Below are 16,592 nucleotides of genomic sequence, written 5' to 3'. Positions count from 1 at the left end.
TGTGGCCGAAAGGGCCTGCTGTTCGACGCTCGTCCACTTTCATGGGCGGGCGCGGGATGTGAGGTTCACGATGAAGTTTGCGTGAGTCTCACGCGCGCGCCGGCCGGAATCGGACAATCATCGAACGGCGTCGAAGGACGTCAGTCGGCGCGCTCGATGTACTGGCGGTTGAGCTCGGCCTCACGCGCCCGGCGGGTGGCGTTGAACTCGTCGACCAGCCCGGCGAGCGTCCTCAACGGCACGTTGTCCTGATCGGGGCCGAGCAGGAACTGACGCGCCTTGTCGGGCGTATTGGCCCTGACGTAGGCCTGCGCCTTGGTGACCGCGACAACGCCGATGGCCACGCCCACGCCGATCCAGAAGATGCGTTTGAACATCACGCCTCCTTCTTCGTGCCGGCGGCTTCGGATGCCGTCTCGGCGGCACCGTTCGCGCGGCCGGCGACGAAGGACTGGGCCGTGGACTTGAGCGCGTAGACGGCGGATGCCACCTTGATGACGGGCTTGCCCAGGAAGGAGCCGTACAGGTCGGTGAGCGCGCCCACGTTGTTGGCCGTGGTCGAGGCCGCCGCGGAGATGCGGTTGACGTCCTCAAGCGACTTGTTGACCTGCTTGACGGTGGTCACGCCCTCATCGAGCGCCGGGATGGCATGCTCGCCCGAGTCCTTGACGGTCTGCGAGATCTGGTCGAACATCTTGCCCAGCCTGATCAGCGGATAGATCATGAAACCGGCCAACACCGCGAACGCGATGGCCGCAATCAGGCCAGCGATCTCCCCGACTCCCATTCTTACCTCCTTGAGGTCACATTTACTCGGATAAGGGTAGCACTCCTGCCCTATTTCCTCATGTCGGTCCATCCGCACGGCCCGAAAACCTGTGCCGTGAAGATGTCTGCAGACCATTTCCGACCGTCGGGCCGACCGCCGCTGCCGGCGTTGGTCGAGGTCGTGCCGGCAAGGCGCGCCGGCGACCGGTTCAAAGGCCGTCCCATCGGCGCCGCTCCAGCCGCCATTCCAGACGCCGGTTCCAGCAGCCGGGCCGAAGCCGGTTCAGCGGCCGTACGAGACGATGGTGACCGCCTGGTCGAACGGCTTGTCGGTGTCGAAATCGAGCACGGTGACCGAGCCGTTGGCGGGGCGCTCGCTCAGGTCCAGATCAGGGCCGCCGAAGCGGTGGGCGAGGCTGAGCAGCGTGTTGCCATGTGAGATCTGCAGCACGTCGTCACCGTCGTTGAGGGCCGGATTGGAGGCGATGAGCCGGAAGGCCCCCTCCACGCGAGTCCAATATTCCTCATCCGATTCCGCATCGTGGAATGGGTCGGCTTCCTTGAGGAAGTCACGCGACGCGGCGAGGCCGTACCGCTCGACGATCTGGTTGTAGGACTTGACGCCGTGGGGCGCACCGGCGGCGTACCAGGCCATGGCCATGTCGAGGCCCTCGAAGTATCCGTAGAACTGCTCGCGGAAATGCATGTCGCTGACGAGCGTCGGACGGGCGTTGCCGGCCTGCTCGTTGATGTCGAGAATCGTTTCGGCGGTCTGCTGGGCGCGCGTGGTGTCGGAGCAGTAGGCGGCCGCGAAGGTCAGTCCCTTGAGCCTGTCGCCGGCTTTGGCGGCATCGGCAAGGCCGGATTCGGTCAGCGGCGAGTTGGACCACCCCTGCAGGCGGTTGTACCGGTTGAAGTAGGTCTGCCCGTGGCGGACCAGATGCAAGTGCAGAATCATGTCTCCATGCTACCCGCCGATATGGCGAATCCGAGGCATCGAGACGCCCGAAACGCAGGAACCCCGCGCTTTGGGGCGCGGGGTTCGAGCGGTATGTCCTGGAATTGTTATTGACCAGAGGGGCCCGGATCAGCGGGCGTAGAATTCGACCACGTACTGGATGTTGACCTGCACCGGGATCTGCTCGACCTCCGGCTTGCGGGTCAGGGTGGCCTTCAGGGACGGCAGGTTCACGTCGAGGTAGCCGGGGACCGCGGGCAGCACGTCACGGTGCACGCCCTCGGCGGCGATCTGGAACGGAACCATCGTCTGGCTCTTCGGCTTCACCTGAATGGTCTGGCCGGGCTTGACGCGGTAGGACGGGCGGTCCACGATGTTGCCATCGACGAGGATGTGACGGTGCACCACGAACTGACGGGCCTGGGCGGTGGTACGGGCGAAGCCGGAACGCAGGACCAGGTTGTCGAGACGGGTCTCGAGGTCGATCAGCATGGCGTTACCGGTCTGGCCGGCGACGCGGGTGCCCTTTTCGTAAGCGCTGCGAAGCTGCTTCTCGGACACGCCGTACTGGGCGCGCAGACGCTGCTTCTCGCGCAGACGCACCGCGTAATCGGACTCGGTGCGACGACGGGTGCGGCCGTGCTCGCCAGGAGCGTACGGACGCTTTTCGAAGATGCGCTGAGCCTTGGGGGTCAGTGCGATGCCGAGGGCGCGGGAAAGACGCACCTGACGGCGAGAACGCTGAACGTTCGTCATTGGATTATTCCTTCTGTCGTTATCTGAACGGAACGACCGATATCCGTAAGGATTCGGACGCTGAGCCGGGCCTCTCCAACGCTTCCTCGTGATCACTCACGAACGACCGGCGATGCTGTGATCGCCCGCCGCCGACCCGTTGATGGGCTATGGCTCCAGACGGCATCCACCTTGCGGCAGACACCAAGTACATGAGTTTACACCCAGACCATGGACAGCAGGTCCCACCCGCGCCGTGCCCCGCCGCGAAGGCGCCTATCGAAACGCTCGCTAGAGCTTCTCGATAGCCGAGCCGTCAAACGGACAGCCCAGCGGACTGACCGTAGGCGAGGTGAGCGGCACCGCCGCGAAGGCTCCCATTGAGGAGCTCGTTAGAGCTTCTCAATAGCCGAGCCGTCACACGGACAGCCCAGCGGACTGACCGTAGGCGAGGTGAGCGGCACCGCCGCGAAGGCTCCCATTGAGGAGCTCGTTAGAGCTTCTCAATGGGAGCAACCCTAAGCATCAAGCGCTTGACACCAGCCGAGCCGAAGTCCACGGTGATCACGGAGTTGCGGCCCTTGTCCTGCGCGTCGGTCACCTTGCCCAAGCCGTACTGGTCATGGCTGATCATGTCGCCCACATGGAAGTCGGCGATATTGAGCCCGTTGTCCTTGGTCAGTGCCGAACTGGGCACGGCCTTGCCGGACGCGCCGGCGGATTTCGGCGTGGTGCGGCGGGTCGTCACCTTGCCGCCTCGGGTGTGTCCGTAGGAATCGGACGAACCGGACCGGTACCCGTAGGAGGACGAGCCGGAACCGTATGAGCGCGACCGCGAGCCGGAACGCGAACCCGATGAGGAGCCCGAACGCGATCCATAGGAGGAACCGGAACCGAACGAGGCGTGCGAGCCGAATTCGGATGAGCCATATGAGCCGGAACCGTAGGACGAGCCATACCGGGATTTCGTCCCGGAGCCCCCATAGGAACCTCCATAGGACCCACCGTACGAACCGCCATAGGACGAGCCGGAACCGCGCCCGCCAAACGTCGAGGACCCGCCGAACGACGTTCCGCCGAAGTCGTCGTCATCCCAGCCGCCGAGGTCGTCGGCGAACCCGTCGTTCCATTCGCCGCGCATGCGCTCCACACCGGCCTCGCGGCGCTTCCAGTCGATGAGGTTCTCGGGAATCTCATCGAGGAACTGGCTGGGCATCATATCGGCGGCCTGCCCCCATTGCGAACGCACGGCGGCCCGCGTGACGTACAGCCGACGCTTGGCGCGCGTGATGCCCACATACGCCAGACGGCGTTCCTCCTGCAGCTCCGTGGTGTCCTCCATGGAGCGCGAATGCGGGAACGTGCCCTGTTCCATACCGGTGAGGAACACCACCGGGTATTCGAGGCCCTTGGCGGTGTGCAGTGTCATGAGGGTCACCTTGCCGGAATCCTCCTGCTCGCCGGGCAGCTGGTCGGAGTCGGCCACGAGCGCCGTGGTCTCGAGGAAGGCGGAGAGCGTGGCGTCCGGGGTGTTCTGCTCGAATTCGGCGGCCGTGGACTGCAGCTGCGAGAGGTTTTCGAGACGGGAGGCGTCCTGCGGGTCCACGGACTTCTCGAGCTCGGCCCGGAGTCCCGACTTCTCGAGCACTTCGGCCACGATTTCGCTGGGTTTGGAGTCGTGGGCGCGGGTGAACTGCGAGAGCGCGCCCATCAGGTCGCGGAACGCCTTGAGCTGGTTGGCGGTGCGGGTGGGCACGTTCTCGATCTCGTCCAGATGCATGAGCGCGTAGAAGAAGCTGGCGCCGCGTTCACGGGCGAAGGCGAGCAGGATGCCCTCGGCGCGATCGCCCAGTCCCCGCTTGGGCACGTTGAGGATGCGGCGCAGGTTCACGTCGTCATCCGGGTTGACGAGCGCCTGCAGATAGGCCAGCGCGTCCTTGATCTCACGCCGCTCGTAGAACTTGGTGCCGCCGACCAGTTGGTACGGCAGCCCGGCGTTGATGAGCGCCTCCTCCAGCGAGCGCGACTGCGCGTTGGCGCGGTACATGATCGCCATATCCGAATAGGCAATGGATTCCTCGGCGTGCAGGCGGGCAATCTCGCCGGCCACCCACTGGGCCTCCTGCTGCGCGTTGTCGGCCGCATAACCCACAATCGGCTCGCCCTTGCCGAGTGCGGTCCACAGTTTCTTGGGCTTGCGGCCCTCGTTGTTACTGATCACGGCGTTCGCCGCATCCAGAATGGTCTGCGTGGAGCGGTAATTCTGTTCGAGCATGATGGTCTTGGCCGACGGGAAATCCTGCTCGAAATCCTGGATGTTGCGAATGTCGGCTCCACGGAAGGCGTAGATAGACTGGTCGGAGTCACCCACCACGGTAATCCAGGCCGGGCCGGACTTGCCGGCGTTCGGCGCCCCCGGCACCGGTCGCTCCCCCGAATCCACGCCGGCGAGCTCGCGCACGAGCACGTACTGGGCGTGGTTGGTGTCCTGATACTCGTCCACGAGGATGTAGCGGAACCGGTGATGATAGTAGTCGGCGACGGCCGGATCGGACCGCAGCAGTTCGACGGTCCGGCCGATGAGGTCATCGAAATCCACGGCGTTGGCCAGGGCCAGTCGATGCTCGTACTCGGCGTAGATCACCGCGTAGATGGCTTCGAGATCACCCACGGTGCCGAACTGGTAGCCACGCTGGCCGGGGGTGAAGTCCGGCGCGTGCAGGGCGAGGTATTCCTTCCAGCCGGTCAGATTGTTCTTGAGGTCGGAGATGTGGCCCAGGATCGAGCGCGGCGTGTAGCGCTTGACGTCGAGGTTGAACTCCGTGGCGATGATTTTGACCAATCGCTCGGAATCGGCGGAATCGTAGATGGAGAACCCGGACTTCAGGCCGATGGACTTGCCGTCGCGCCGGAGGATTCTCACACAGGCGGAATGGAAGGTGGAGACCCACATGCGTTGGGCCACGGGCCCGATGAGCGAGGCGAGGCGCTCGCGCATCTCGGCGGCGGCCTTGTTGGTGAACGTGATGGCCAGAACCTGGCTGGGCCACGCACCGAACTGGCTCAGAATCCACGCGATGCGGCGGGTGAGCACACGGGTCTTGCCGGAGCCCGCGCCCGCGCCGATGAGCAGCGCCTGGCCGCGGTACTGCACGGCTTCGGACTGTTGCGGATTGAGGTCGTCCACCAGTTCCTGGGCGCTGCGCGCTATGACTTCCGGCTCCTCGACCACTGCTTCCTCCCTGATGTCCCTCGAATATCCTGAATATCCTGCCGATAATCCTGATTGCGGTCACCTGCGGCAGCCCCGCCGACGATTGCGGCATGTGCCGCCGACCGCCGAAACCTGCCGCCGACTTGCCGCCGACCGTCTCCAGTGCGACATTCATATCTACCATATGCGCCGGTCAGCGTAAGCTGGTTTGCCATATCCCACATGCACATTCAAGGAGGTAATCCATTGCGGGAACTTGAGGAGCGAATCCAGGCCGAAGGCACCGTCAAACCGGGCAACGTGCTCAAGGTGGACGCATTCCTGAACCACCAGTGCGACGTGCGCCTGTTCGACCACATGGGCGCGGCCTGGGCCGAGCACTTCGCGGGCAAGACCATCACCAAGATCCTCACCATCGAAGCCTCGGGCATCGGCATCGCCTGCTGCGCGGCCCGCCACTTCGGCGACGTGCCGGTGGTGTTCGCCAAGAAGGCGCAGTCCATCAATCTCGATGGCGACCAGTACACCACCACCGTCTACTCCTTCACCAAGCAGAAGGAGTTCCCGGTGATCGTCTCCAAAAAGTACCTGAATCCGGGCGACCATGTGCTCCTCATCGACGACTTCCTGGCCAACGGCAAGGCTCTGCGTGGTCTGATCGAGCTATGCGGGGAGGCCGGCGCGATTGTGGAGGGCATCGGCATCGCGGTGGAGAAGGGCTTCCAGGGCGGCGGCGACCAGCTGCGCGCCGACGGCTACGACGTGGATTCGCTGGCCATCGTGGAGTCCATGGACCCGGAGACCGGCACCATCGTATTCCGTCACTGAGCCGGTGCCCCGGCATGCCCGGGTGGGGCGTGAGTCGCACGGTTTGCGCCGATATGACATCAGGAAAAGAGAAGGAAAGAGAAGAGTTTTGAGCACAGAGCAAGAGAAGAAGCAGGACCACGCCAAGTCGGCGGGCATTTCGATGGAGGCGCTGACCTCGCTGGATGCGCCGGTCTCGTTCTGGAAGGGCATCCCGTTCGGCCTGCAGCACGTCATGGCCATGTTCGTGGCGAATCTGGCCCCGATTTTCATCGTGGCCTCCGCCGCGAAGATGACCCCGGCGCAGTCGGCCACCGTGATCCAGGCCGGCCTGCTGGTGGCGGGTCTCGGCACCTGCCTGCAGCTGTACGGCGCGTGGCGCATCGGCTCCCGCCTGCCGATGGTCACCGGCATCTCCTTCACCTATGTGGCGGCCGCGGTGGCCATTTGCGCCGACAAGGGTTATGGCGCGGTCGTCGGCGCGGTGCTGGTCGGCGGTCTGCTTGAGCTGGTGCTGGGCCTGACCGCACAGTACTGGCGTCGTTTCGTGCCGCCGATCGTCTCGGCGATCGTGGTCACGTCCATCGGCTTCTCCCTGCTGAACGTGGGCGCCACCAGCTTCGGCGGCGGCTCCGGCGCGAAGGACTTCGGTTCGTGGGAGAACCTCACGCTCGGCCTGGTCTCGCTGGTGGCGTGCCTGGCGTTCCAGCTGCTCATGAAGGGCACGCTGAAGCAGCTGTCCGTGCTGTTCGGCCTCGTGGTGGGCTACGTGGTGGCCGTCTGCATGGGCAAGGTCGATTTCTCCGGCTTCCAGGGCCTCGCCATCGTCTCCGTGCCGCAGTTCATGCCGTTCAAGCCGGTGTTCGATCCGGGCGCGATCATCTCGCTCGCGCTGCTCTATGTCGTCTCCTCGGTCGAGGTGCTCGGCGACACCGCCGCCCTGACCAAGGTGGGCCTCAACCGTCTGCCCACCGAGAAGGAGACCGCGGGCGCCATCGCCGGCGACGGTCTCATCTCCTCGGTCTCCGGCCTGTTCGGATGCCTGCCGCTCACCTCGTTCGCGCAGAACATCGGCCTGGTGGCCATGACCAAGGTGGTCAACCGCAAGGTGATCCTCTCCGGTGGCCTGATCCTGATTCTGGCGAGCTTCGTACCGGCCATCGCGGAGGTGTTCAACTCGCTGCCGCAGGCGGTGCTCGGCGGTTGCACGATCATGATGTTCGGCAACATCATCCTCTCCGGCTTCCAGATGATCGCCGAGGCGGGCTTCACGCAGCGCAACATCACCATCGCGGCGCTTTCGCTGACCATCGGCATCGGCTTCACGCAGGTGAGCGACATCTTCGCGCACTTCCCGGCCCTGTTCCAGCAGATCTTCGCCTCGAACTGCATCGCCGTGGCCTTCGTCGTCGCCGTGATCCTCAACGCCGTCCTGCCCAGTGAGGAGCACTTCCTCGCTGCTCGCAGTGAGGAACAATAGACACTGGCTCGCTGCCCGAAGCGAGGAACAATAAGCACTGCCTCGCTGTTCGCAGCAAGGAGCAGCAAGCACCAGCTTGCCGCTCGCAACAAGGAACGATAAACGCAGGTTCCTTGCCCGAAACAAGGAAATATAAATTCCGCCCCGTATGGACCGCATCTGGTGAAAGTCGAACTGAAATACTTCAGATTCGATGCTCGTCAGGTGCGGTTTCTCATATCAAGAGATTGCGGATGGCATTGCGACGATGAACCCACGCAGGACGCCGCCAACTTGATCCGGAAAGGTATAGGGGAATCCAACGAGGGTATTCTGCTTTGCAAGGGGTACATCTACGACCTTGCGGAGAGCTATCTGCGTTGCAAGGGGTACCTCAATCAGAATAGCCCGGGTATCTGCATTGGAATTTCAACGTGCGTACCCGCGTTATCGTAGGTGAGGTACCCCTTGCAACGCAGATAGCTCTCCGCAGCACCGCGAATGTACCCCTCGCAAACGAGATACGAACGCGTTGTGCCGAAAACCGAATGGAGAGCATGGAAACGTCGCCTCTGCGATGGGTGCACCCCAATCATTCCAGAGAAGTATTGCAGGCATGATGGGCGTCGTGAAGAATCGTGAGAGGATGACGGTCGAAATTCGTTTCAGATGTAGCGCGACATGCTGATCTGATGGATGCAGGCGGCGTACTGCAACGTATCGGGGATGAACGCCGACGACCGGCATGAACAGTCACGGAACAGTCAAAGATGCATGAGCACGGAATGGAGACGCCATGGCACGACGCACGCGGTATGGGGCCCGACGCCGCCCGAATGACGGTCCGATTCTGGTGGCGGTGGCCGCAGGCGCCGCGCTGTTGATCGTAGCCGGAATGCTATTGCTGCCGAAGCTGTTCGGGCCGCGCGAATACGTGCGTTCCGCCGCCGACGCGTACTGCGCCGCCACGACCGCCGACGGGGTGCGGCACACACTGACCCCGGAACAGGCAAGCAACACCGCGCTCATCGCGAATATCGCCGTCAACAGGGGTCTGCCGGACCATGCGGCCACGGTGGCCATCGCGACCGCCATGCAGGAGTCTCGGCTGACGAACCTGGACTACGGCGATCTGGATTCCCTAGGCATGTTCCAGCAGCGTCCCAGCCAAGGATGGGGCACGGCGGAGCAGGTGACCGATATGACGTATGCGACGAACATCTTCTATGACCATCTGCTCAAGGTTCCCGATTGGCAGACGATTCCTGTGGAGGATGCGGCACAGAAGGTGCAACGCTCGGGCTACCCCGATTTATATGCCAACTGGGACGCCATGGCGCGCGCATGGGCGGCAGGGCTCACCGGCGAGCACGCGGCCGGCATCTCATGCGCGTTGGAACCAGCATCGTCTTCGGACGCGGATGAGCTGAAAACGGCGGTGCAGGCCGCGTTGCCGAATGTCGTCATCGCCGAGAATCCGTCGGGCTCCGGCAAGTCCGATAATGCAACAGCCACAACGGATTCCGCCGGGTCATCCTCATCCGCCGGCTCCGGGACGAGCGGCCTGTTCGGTTGGTTCGGCCAGTTCGGACGGCATGGCAGCGATGACAAGACCACCGCCCGCACGACATTAACTGTGACGTTGCCTTCCGGCCTTGACGAGGCCAGACAGTCGCGCGCCTGCTGGCAGGCGGCGGGCTGGCTGGTCACCCATGCGCGCGAATACGGCATCGACGCGATCACCGCCAATGGCATGAGCTGGAATCGCACCGACGGCGCGTGGGTCGGCAACGAAACCGCCAATCAGAGCATCACCATCACTCTGGCCGGATAGGGCCGGATAGCAGGAGGCCGGCTTTATCGCAGGCGTTTAGCGCAGACGGGTCTCCTTGAGGGCCGACTTGACGGCGGCCTTGGTAATTGCGAATTGGAGATAGTAGGTCGCCACGGTCAGGGCCACCATAGTTGCCAGGGTCACGGCCCCGGCGATGACGTCCGCCTTGGAAAGGTTCTTGACCGGGCACTTGCCGCCCTTGCCACACAGGCCGGGGTGGTGCTTGAGCGGGCAATGGGCCGCCTTGGCGCAGACCTCCTCCGTCGCGCTAGGCTGATCTTCCGCCGTGACGTCGTTGACCCCGTCCTCATTGAACGTGAACGTATCGGTTTCGTTGGTGTCGCTCATGATTACTCCCCTATCAATGGCATTTGACTGTTCCGGACGGCCACCGCGCCGCCGTATCCTCCATTATATCGACACGCCATGCGGTACATCCCGCATGAATTCTCGATGAATTGCAAGGCGCTTGGGAAGACTCCGCTCGCATCCACCTCGCCAGCTGCGGCACAATGGTGCCAACACGGGTTCTTCTGTCCCAAGGAGGCGCGCCATGACCGACGACATGCATCGCATTGACGGGCCCGCCGCGGCCGAAGAGCCGACCGATCATCCGGCGGGCGCGCCGAACGGCCCGATCGCCCACGCACAGACCACTGACGCGGCCAGCCCGTCGGTCGTTCTTCCAATCGCCTCGCCCCTCGCCGCATCCGGCGACGACGCCGGCACCGAGCGCCATTCCATCGACGACTACACCGCGAAGATGACCGAGCTCATCGGCCTGATGCGTATGATCGGCAACGACACGCAGCAGTGCGAGGTCAAGGAATGCAAGCGCCGCATCTCCTCGACCATCACGGACACGCTGTCCGCATTCTCCAACGGGTCGGGCGGCTGGATCATCCTCGGACTTTCGGAGCAGGCCGGATTCACACCGGTCGACCATTTCGACGCGCGTGCCATGCAGGAGGCGCTGAGCCAGGCCTGCGAGAAGATGACGCCTGTGGTGCGTCCGGTAATCGTCACCTGCCCGTTCGAAGGCGCGAATCTGGTGTTCGCCCGCATCGACGAGATGCTGCCGCGCGACAAGCCCTGCTTCACCACCGCACTCGGTCCCCACGGCGGTTCGTTCATCCGCACCGGCGACGGCGACCGGCGCATGACTGCCTACGAGGTGGACCGTCTCATCGAGGAGCATCTGCAGCCCACCTACGATCTCGACATCGTGCCGGGCGCCACCATCGACGATCTCGACCCCGCGCTGGTGGCCGGCCTGCTCGCCCGCGTGCGCGAACAGCATCCGCATGTATTCGCCGGGCGCAGCGACGCGGACACGCTGCTGGACCTGCAAGTGCTCAGGCACGACGATTCGGACGAGGCGCACGTCGGCGGGGTGCTGCGCCCCACGTTGGCGGGATTGATGGCGTTGGGCCGGTATCCGCAGAAATACTATCCAAGACTTGGCATTGCCATCGCCGTCTTCCCCGGCATCAGCCGCGACGATGTGTTCCGCGGCGACGAGCGTCTGGTGGCATCACGCTCGATCGTCGGGTCGATTCCGGTGATGGTCGAGGATGCGGTGGAGTCGCTGATGCGGTGGATCGGCGCGAAGAAGCCCGACTATCCGCCGGTGGCGTTGCGCGAGGCGATCGTGAACGCGCTCACCCACCGCGACTACTCCCCCGATGCGCGCGGCACGCAAGTGCGCATCAACGTATTCACCGACCGTATCGAAATCGCCAACCCCGGTGGCCTGTACGGCACGGTGACGCACGATGTGCTCGCCAATCCGCATCCGGTGACCGGCGTGCCGTTCGTCTCCACCAGGAACCAGTTCCTGTTCACACTGCTGGAGTCCACGCCCTACCCCGGCGGCGGGTTCGTGAACCCGGAGGGCGGCGACGGCTACCAGCGCATCGCGGCGGCCCTGCGCGAAGCCGGCATCGAGCCGGCGACCACGCGCAACGACGTGAGCACGTTCACGATGACGCTGACCCGCCACCGCACGGTGCGCAACAGCTCGCCCAGCGACGTGTCCAAGGCCATTATGACCGTGCTGGAGCGGCATTCGGCGATGAGCATCAAGGAGATCATCCGCGAACTGCAGCTGACTCCGCTGGCCGCCACGTCCGGCATGCGCGAGCTCATACGCGAGGGCCGGGTCGCCAAGGTACGATTCCAGGACGACCCGACCCAGCGGTACCGGTTGAAGGGGAACTAGGCCGGAGCTCTTTGAACTTCGGTTCTCCGTCAGGCGAGCTGGGTGGTGGCGGGGGCCACGGACACCGGACGGGAACGGCGGAGGCGTCCGACGGCCAGCCCCACGCAGAGGAACGTCACGCCGAACAGCGCCACCAGACCGGTCGAGGTGGCCCAGCCGGCCACATCCACACCGCCGGCCGACGCCGTGCCGATGCCGAGGGCATCGTCAACCGCCACGCAGTACCACCAGCCCGGCAGCATGCGACCGATGGCGAGCATCACCTCAGGCATCATGTCCAACGGGAGGGAGATGCCCGAGGTGAACATGATGAGCAGGCCGAACAGATTGGCGAACCCGTTGGCCATCACTTCGCTGAAGTCGCATTCGCCGAGCAGGAACCCGCAGGCCACAGTCATCAGCGCATAGACGCAGGCCGAGGCCGTCGTCATCGCCACGCCGGCCGGAGACAGCCGTGAAAGGTCGAGCCCGGCGACCAGCATCAGCGCCACTGCGGCCGCCAGATAGGCGACCACCACGATCAGCGCGAACGCGCACAGGGCGGCCATGCGCTGCATGCCCATCACCGAGGAACGCTGCGGCGAGGCGAACAGGCGCCGCCTGGTCTCGCCCTCGTTGAACACGCCCAGCACCAGCGCCGTGCACACGGTCATGGCGAGGAACAGCGGATAGAGCGCGGTCTTCATCGTCGTGCCGAAGCCGCTCACGGCCGCATCCGTGGTGTCCACGGCATCGGCGCGGGCGTCGCTGTGATCCACGGCGATTGCGGGGTTCGCTTTCCTGTCGCCGGCGACATCCCGGACTTCGCCGGCGGCAGCGGCCAAATCGTCCAAGGTGAGGCTCTTCAGCCGCCCTTCCGGCAGCATATCGAGGGTGACGCTCTGATGCGCCCCGGCGTCACCGGTCGCGCCGGACGCACCCGACGCGCCGACGATGGAGGACCAATCGAACTCCTGCGCACCGCTCCCGGCAACCGGTGAGCCACCCGACTGGCCGCCGGCTGATTCACCGTACTTCGCGATCCAGTCCTCGTCGGTCACCGACACGTTTCCGCCGACCAACGCCGTGCGGGTCATGGACAGGAACCCGCTCACATTCATCGACGCCATCGCGCCGGCGCCGGATACGTAGCTGGTCACGGTCTCGACGGCCGGGGCGGACCCGCCCGAGACAGCCGAGTCGAGCAGCTTGTCGGCGTAGCCCTCCGGAATGATGACGATGAGGTCCACCCAGTGCGAGGCGACGGCCTGCTGCAGGGTTTCGCTCCGGTCCTCAAGCTCGGTCAGGTCGTTGCCGTCGGCCAGATACGCGCGCATCGTCTCGGCGATATGCCCCCGGTTGCCGTCGCGGTCGATGACGGCCACCGTCGCACGGCCGGGTTCGTAGGTGTCGGCGCTGGCGTCCCGGGACCCGAACAGTTGGGCGCCGCTAATGGCGAACATCATGATGCCAATAAGCACGAGGTAGATGACGATGTACAACCGGTGCGCGACGAGTACGCGGACCGTGGCCTTACAGGTGTTCATAACGCTGCTCCTTCAGCATGACGACACCCACGGCGAGGAAGAGCGTGCTCATGGCGAGCAGGACCGCGCAGGTGACGAGGAACGGACGGTAGCTGTCGAAATAGAGGATGTCGTAGAACAGGTTGGCCACCTGCTGGGCGGGGTTGATGAGGGCGAGGACCGGCGCGTTGCGGGCGATCCAGTCGCTCAGGGCCATCGCGAACCCGCCGTACAGGCCGGAGAACAGCGACAGGGTGCATGCGATCGCGCTGGTCAGGCCCATCTTGACGCTGTGCGGCAGTTTCGGAATCGCGCCGATCATCGTGCCGAACGCGCAGGCCATGAACGAGGCGACCGCAACGGCGAGCACGGCGGCCGGCTCGCGCCCGCCAAGCGCGATGCCGCACACGTACCGGATGTAGGCCGGGGCGATCAGCAAGCTCAGGCCGGAGCACAGCCAGCTGGCGAGGAATCCGGCCAGCAGCTGCCGGCCGCGCCCCAGCGGCGCGACCGTGCGGCGAATACCCAGCGCGGACAGGTTCGCCTGGGCCGTGGTGACCGCGGAGATCGCATAGCCCATGGCCATCAGGCAGGCCATGCCGAGCATCGCGTAGAAGTACCGTGCCATGACGTCCGGCTTGAAGTTCGTGAGCCTAATCTCGCGGGTCATGCCGGTGACGTCGCCGAGCGACGACCAGAACACGCGACTGGTCGCCGCCTGCGGATTACGTTCGATGGTTTCGCGGGTGACGGCGTCGGTCCGGTTGTACAGGTCGATCGCGCCGTCCAGTGCGGCGATGGCGATGGCCTCGGACGATGCCGAATCCATCGAGCCGGCCGCGCCGGACGCCACTTTGGAGGCGAGCATGATCGTCAGGCGGCCGTTCCCGTCGGCGGCGATGTAGCCGTCCACGGTGCCGTCGGCGAGCGCCTTGCGTGCCTGATCGGTGGAGGCGACCGGCGTGGCCTCCACAAGCTTCGTGCCGAGGTCGTCAAGACCACCCGACTCCGAAGCCGGCTGCGAGACGACGGACGCCGTGGAGTCGCCAGAGAGCGCGCCGACGAACGTCTTCGCGCCGGCCGAGCCGTCCAGACGCGCATCCTCCACCACCGCCATCGGAATAGGCTTGAGCTCGTAGCCCTCGGCCAGATCGCCGAACATGCCGGTGAGCAGGGTGGCGAGCACGAGCGGGAACACGATGAGCCAGAACAGCGACGCCTTGTTGCGTACGTTCGACTTCAGCGTCATGACGAATGTGGACCACATGGTTGCCTCCTTTCGACGGGTTTCGACGGGTCGCGCGGCTAGTCGCGCAGCGCCTTGCCGGTGAGTTCGAGGAACACGTCGTTCAGGGTGGGCGGACGGCTGGTCAGATGGCCTACGTTCGCGCCGGAGGCCCGCAGCACGCCGATCAGGTCCACCAGATTATGGTCGCCGCGACGGCAGCGCACGTCGAGCTCGCGGCCGTCGTACGTGGCTTCGATGACGAAGCCGAGCCCGCACACGGCGTCAAGCGTCTCGTCGGTCAGATCGAGCGTCTCGATGGTGATGCGCTCGCCGGTGTCGATCATGGATTTGAGCTCGTCGGCGGTGCCGAGTGCGAGATGACGGCCGTGGTCCATGATGAGGATGCGGTCGCAGATCTGCTCGACCTCCTCCATGTAGTGGCTGGTGTAGATCACGGTGGCGCCGGCCTTGTTGAGTCGTTCGATGCCCTCGAGGATGGCGTTGCGGCTTTGCGGGTCCACGGCCACGGTCGGTTCGTCGAAGAAGATGAGGTCGGGCTTGTGGGCGACGCCGCAGGCAATGTTGAGGCGTCGCAGCAGGCCGCCCGAGAGCTTGCCGGGGCGGAACTTGCGGAAGTCCTGCAGCCCGGCGAATTCGATCGCCTCCTCGACCAGCGGGGCGCGGTCGGCCTTCTTCGGCACGTACAGGGAGCAGAAGTAGTCGATGTTCTCGGTGACGGTGAGCTCGTTGAACACGGCCACGTTCTGCGGCACGATGCCGATGCGGCGTTTGAGCGCGTAGCTGGTGGGCGTCATCGGCTGGCCGAAGACGCGGATGGTGCCCGAATCGTAGGTGAGCAGGGCAAGGATGCAGTTGATCGCCGTGGTCTTGCCGGAGCCGTTGGGGCCAAGTAGGCCGAAGATCTCGCCCTGCCGCACCTCGAGGTCGAAGTAGTCGAGGGCCACCATGTCGCCGTAGTGCTTGACGAGTTTCGAAACGCTGACGGCCGGGGTCTCGTTGTCTGCGTCACCTGTCACGGGCTTCGAATCCGGCACCGCCGTATCCGACTGCCTCGCCGCCGCATCCGACTGAGTTTTTTCGGCCGGTGTTGTCGTAACCGGCGTTGTCCCGCCCGGTGTTGTCCCGCCCGGTGTTGTCCCGCCCGGTGTTGTCACGGCCGGTGTTGTCACAGCCCGAGCGGCGTTGGGTGTCTGGGCGCCCTGGCCAGTTCGGACCGCGTCTTCCTCGCCGTCGAAGGCCGAGGCATCCGTGAGGGTTGCGCGGGTCGTGCTGTCGTCCGCCATATCCGCTCCTTTCCTGGGATTGTCCCCTTCTCGGGTTGTCTCCATCATCCCAAGCGCAGGGTTGCCCAGCCAGCCACAAACGTCACGTTCCGTCCTTGACGCAGTGACATTTGTCATCGGTTACGTCGCATGCGCAGCCCTGCGCGGTATATGCGTCGAGCTGCCTCCATCGGTTTTCCGCGGCGGATCATAGCTAGTGGCCTGTCTCGCAATTGTTTGAGTGGTATCGGTCCTCCCCTGACGAGGGGCTGTCAGCGAAGCTGACTAAGGGAGAGAAAAAGCCGAAGCCCTCAATTATTTAAGAGGCAGACCACTAGCGGCGTCACAACTACCGGACGCGGGGACGCGCAGGTGGCGCAACTCCCCGAAACACGTTTCCGTCCCGTGATGATACGAGGCGAATACAAGGCAGATACGGGACGCACATGCAATAATGACCGATTCTGCACTTGCGTCCCGCAGGACCACCCACCTCACTTTTGGAGAAGCGGCGAAATTCCAATGATTCCACGAGATAAGACGCGGAACACACGTGCAAAACAGGCCGGAATGCATTCCC

At 64.5% G+C, this 16,592-nt stretch carries 14 protein-coding genes; 4 read left to right on the top strand and 10 right to left on the bottom strand.

Annotation, left to right across the window (positions count from 1 at the left end; genetic code table 11):
• Window positions 1-140: 140 nt before the first annotated feature.
• From BG22_RS00605 to BG22_RS00585, 5 genes are all read right to left on the bottom strand, one after another.
• Entirely contained in the window at window positions 141-377 is a 237-nt protein-coding gene (locus BG22_RS00605) for a hypothetical protein (RefSeq protein ID WP_094668181.1), read from the bottom strand.
• Complete coding sequence (locus tag BG22_RS00600; protein ID WP_094668180.1) at window positions 377-787, bottom strand: DUF948 domain-containing protein; 411 nt, start codon at window positions 785-787, stop codon at window positions 377-379. The genes BG22_RS00605 and BG22_RS00600 overlap by 1 nt, the downstream gene beginning before the upstream one ends.
• Before the next feature lie 264 nt (window positions 788-1,051).
• The gene (locus tag BG22_RS00595) at window positions 1,052-1,726 is read right to left on the bottom strand and encodes a histidine phosphatase family protein (protein ID WP_094668179.1); all 675 of its coding nucleotides are present in this window, start codon (window positions 1,724-1,726) and stop codon (window positions 1,052-1,054) included.
• Window positions 1,727-1,855: 129 nt separating this feature from the next.
• A complete protein-coding gene (rpsD, locus tag BG22_RS00590; RefSeq protein ID WP_094668178.1) occupies window positions 1,856-2,482 on the bottom strand; it encodes a 30S ribosomal protein S4 in 627 nt (208 codons plus the stop codon).
• Between the two features lie 472 nt (window positions 2,483-2,954).
• A complete protein-coding gene (locus BG22_RS00585; RefSeq protein ID WP_140492146.1) occupies window positions 2,955-5,693 on the bottom strand; it encodes an ATP-dependent helicase in 2,739 nt (912 codons plus the stop codon).
• Between the two features lie 228 nt (window positions 5,694-5,921).
• Between BG22_RS00585 and BG22_RS00580 the strand changes: the two genes are divergently transcribed.
• The 3 genes from BG22_RS00580 (at window position 5,922) to BG22_RS00570 (ending at window position 9,775) form a co-directional block, all read left to right on the top strand.
• Window positions 5,922-6,503, top strand: a complete 582-nt coding sequence (locus tag BG22_RS00580; RefSeq protein WP_094668176.1) for a xanthine phosphoribosyltransferase — start codon at window positions 5,922-5,924, stop codon at window positions 6,501-6,503.
• Window positions 6,504-6,645: 142 nt separating this feature from the next.
• Entirely contained in the window at window positions 6,646-7,962 is a 1,317-nt protein-coding gene (locus BG22_RS00575) for a nucleobase:cation symporter-2 family protein (protein WP_140492330.1), read from the top strand.
• Between the two features lie 775 nt (window positions 7,963-8,737).
• Window positions 8,738-9,775 carry a cobalt transporter gene (locus BG22_RS00570; RefSeq protein WP_140492143.1) on the top strand — a complete coding sequence of 346 codons (1,038 nt, stop codon included), beginning with the start codon at window positions 8,738-8,740 and terminating at the stop codon, window positions 9,773-9,775.
• A gap of 36 nt (window positions 9,776-9,811) precedes the next feature.
• Here BG22_RS00570 and BG22_RS00565 read toward each other — a convergent pair whose 3' ends face one another.
• Window positions 9,812-10,123: a hypothetical protein gene (locus tag BG22_RS00565; RefSeq protein ID WP_140492140.1), complete on the bottom strand. Its 312-nt coding sequence runs from the start codon at window positions 10,121-10,123 to the stop codon at window positions 9,812-9,814.
• Between the two features lie 415 nt (window positions 10,124-10,538).
• Here BG22_RS00565 and BG22_RS00560 point away from each other — a divergent pair, with 415 nt between their 5' ends.
• On the top strand, window positions 10,539-11,996 hold the full coding sequence (locus tag BG22_RS00560; RefSeq protein WP_140492328.1) for an ATP-binding protein: 1,458 nt from the start codon (window positions 10,539-10,541) through the stop codon (window positions 11,994-11,996).
• Between the two features lie 29 nt (window positions 11,997-12,025).
• Here BG22_RS00560 and BG22_RS00555 read toward each other — a convergent pair whose 3' ends face one another.
• The 4 genes from BG22_RS00555 to BG22_RS11385 are packed head-to-tail and all read right to left on the bottom strand — an operon-like array spanning window position 12,026 to window position 16,112.
• On the bottom strand, window positions 12,026-13,522 hold the full coding sequence (locus BG22_RS00555) for an ABC transporter permease (RefSeq protein WP_140492137.1): 1,497 nt from the start codon (window positions 13,520-13,522) through the stop codon (window positions 12,026-12,028).
• Complete coding sequence (locus BG22_RS00550; RefSeq protein WP_140492133.1) at window positions 13,509-14,768, bottom strand: ABC transporter permease; 1,260 nt, start codon at window positions 14,766-14,768, stop codon at window positions 13,509-13,511. Before BG22_RS00550 ends, BG22_RS00555 begins: the two co-directional genes overlap by 14 nt.
• A gap of 38 nt (window positions 14,769-14,806) precedes the next feature.
• Window positions 14,807-15,766 (bottom strand): ABC transporter ATP-binding protein, encoded by a 960-nt coding sequence (locus BG22_RS00545; protein WP_258186139.1) that lies wholly within the window; start codon window positions 15,764-15,766, stop codon window positions 14,807-14,809.
• Entirely contained in the window at window positions 15,756-16,112 is a 357-nt protein-coding gene (locus BG22_RS11385) for a hypothetical protein (RefSeq protein WP_140492130.1), read from the bottom strand. Before BG22_RS11385 ends, BG22_RS00545 begins: the two co-directional genes overlap by 11 nt.
• Window positions 16,113-16,592 lie beyond the last annotated feature (480 nt).

This window comes from Bifidobacterium sp. UTBIF-78, from assembly GCF_006408945.1.
GTDB lineage: Bacteria > Actinomycetota > Actinomycetes > Actinomycetales > Bifidobacteriaceae > Bifidobacterium > Bifidobacterium myosotis.
Note: the sequence above shows the minus strand (reverse complement) of the source record. Positions and strands in the feature narration are given on the sequence as shown.

What these genes read in the sequence shown, in the direction of transcription:
- BG22_RS00605 (WP_094668181.1), bottom strand. Translation starts at nt 377, where the DNA reads ATGTTCAAACGCATCTTCTGGATCGGCGTGGGCGTGGCCATCGGCGTT.
- BG22_RS00600 (WP_094668180.1), bottom strand. Translation starts at nt 787, where the DNA reads ATGGGAGTCGGGGAGATCGCTGGCCTGATTGCGGCCATCGCGTTCGCG.
- BG22_RS00595 (WP_094668179.1), bottom strand. Translation starts at nt 1,726, where the DNA reads ATGATTCTGCACTTGCATCTGGTCCGCCACGGGCAGACCTACTTCAAC.
- rpsD (WP_094668178.1), bottom strand. Translation starts at nt 2,482, where the DNA reads ATGACGAACGTTCAGCGTTCTCGCCGTCAGGTGCGTCTTTCCCGCGCC.
- BG22_RS00575 (WP_140492330.1), top strand. Translation starts at nt 6,646, where the DNA reads ATGGAGGCGCTGACCTCGCTGGATGCGCCGGTCTCGTTCTGGAAGGGC.
- BG22_RS00570 (WP_140492143.1), top strand. Translation starts at nt 8,738, where the DNA reads ATGGCACGACGCACGCGGTATGGGGCCCGACGCCGCCCGAATGACGGT.
- BG22_RS00565 (WP_140492140.1), bottom strand. Translation starts at nt 10,123, where the DNA reads ATGAGCGACACCAACGAAACCGATACGTTCACGTTCAATGAGGACGGG.
- BG22_RS00560 (WP_140492328.1), top strand. Translation starts at nt 10,539, where the DNA reads ATGACCGAGCTCATCGGCCTGATGCGTATGATCGGCAACGACACGCAG.
- BG22_RS00555 (WP_140492137.1), bottom strand. Translation starts at nt 13,522, where the DNA reads ATGAACACCTGTAAGGCCACGGTCCGCGTACTCGTCGCGCACCGGTTG.
- BG22_RS00550 (WP_140492133.1), bottom strand. Translation starts at nt 14,768, where the DNA reads ATGTGGTCCACATTCGTCATGACGCTGAAGTCGAACGTACGCAACAAG.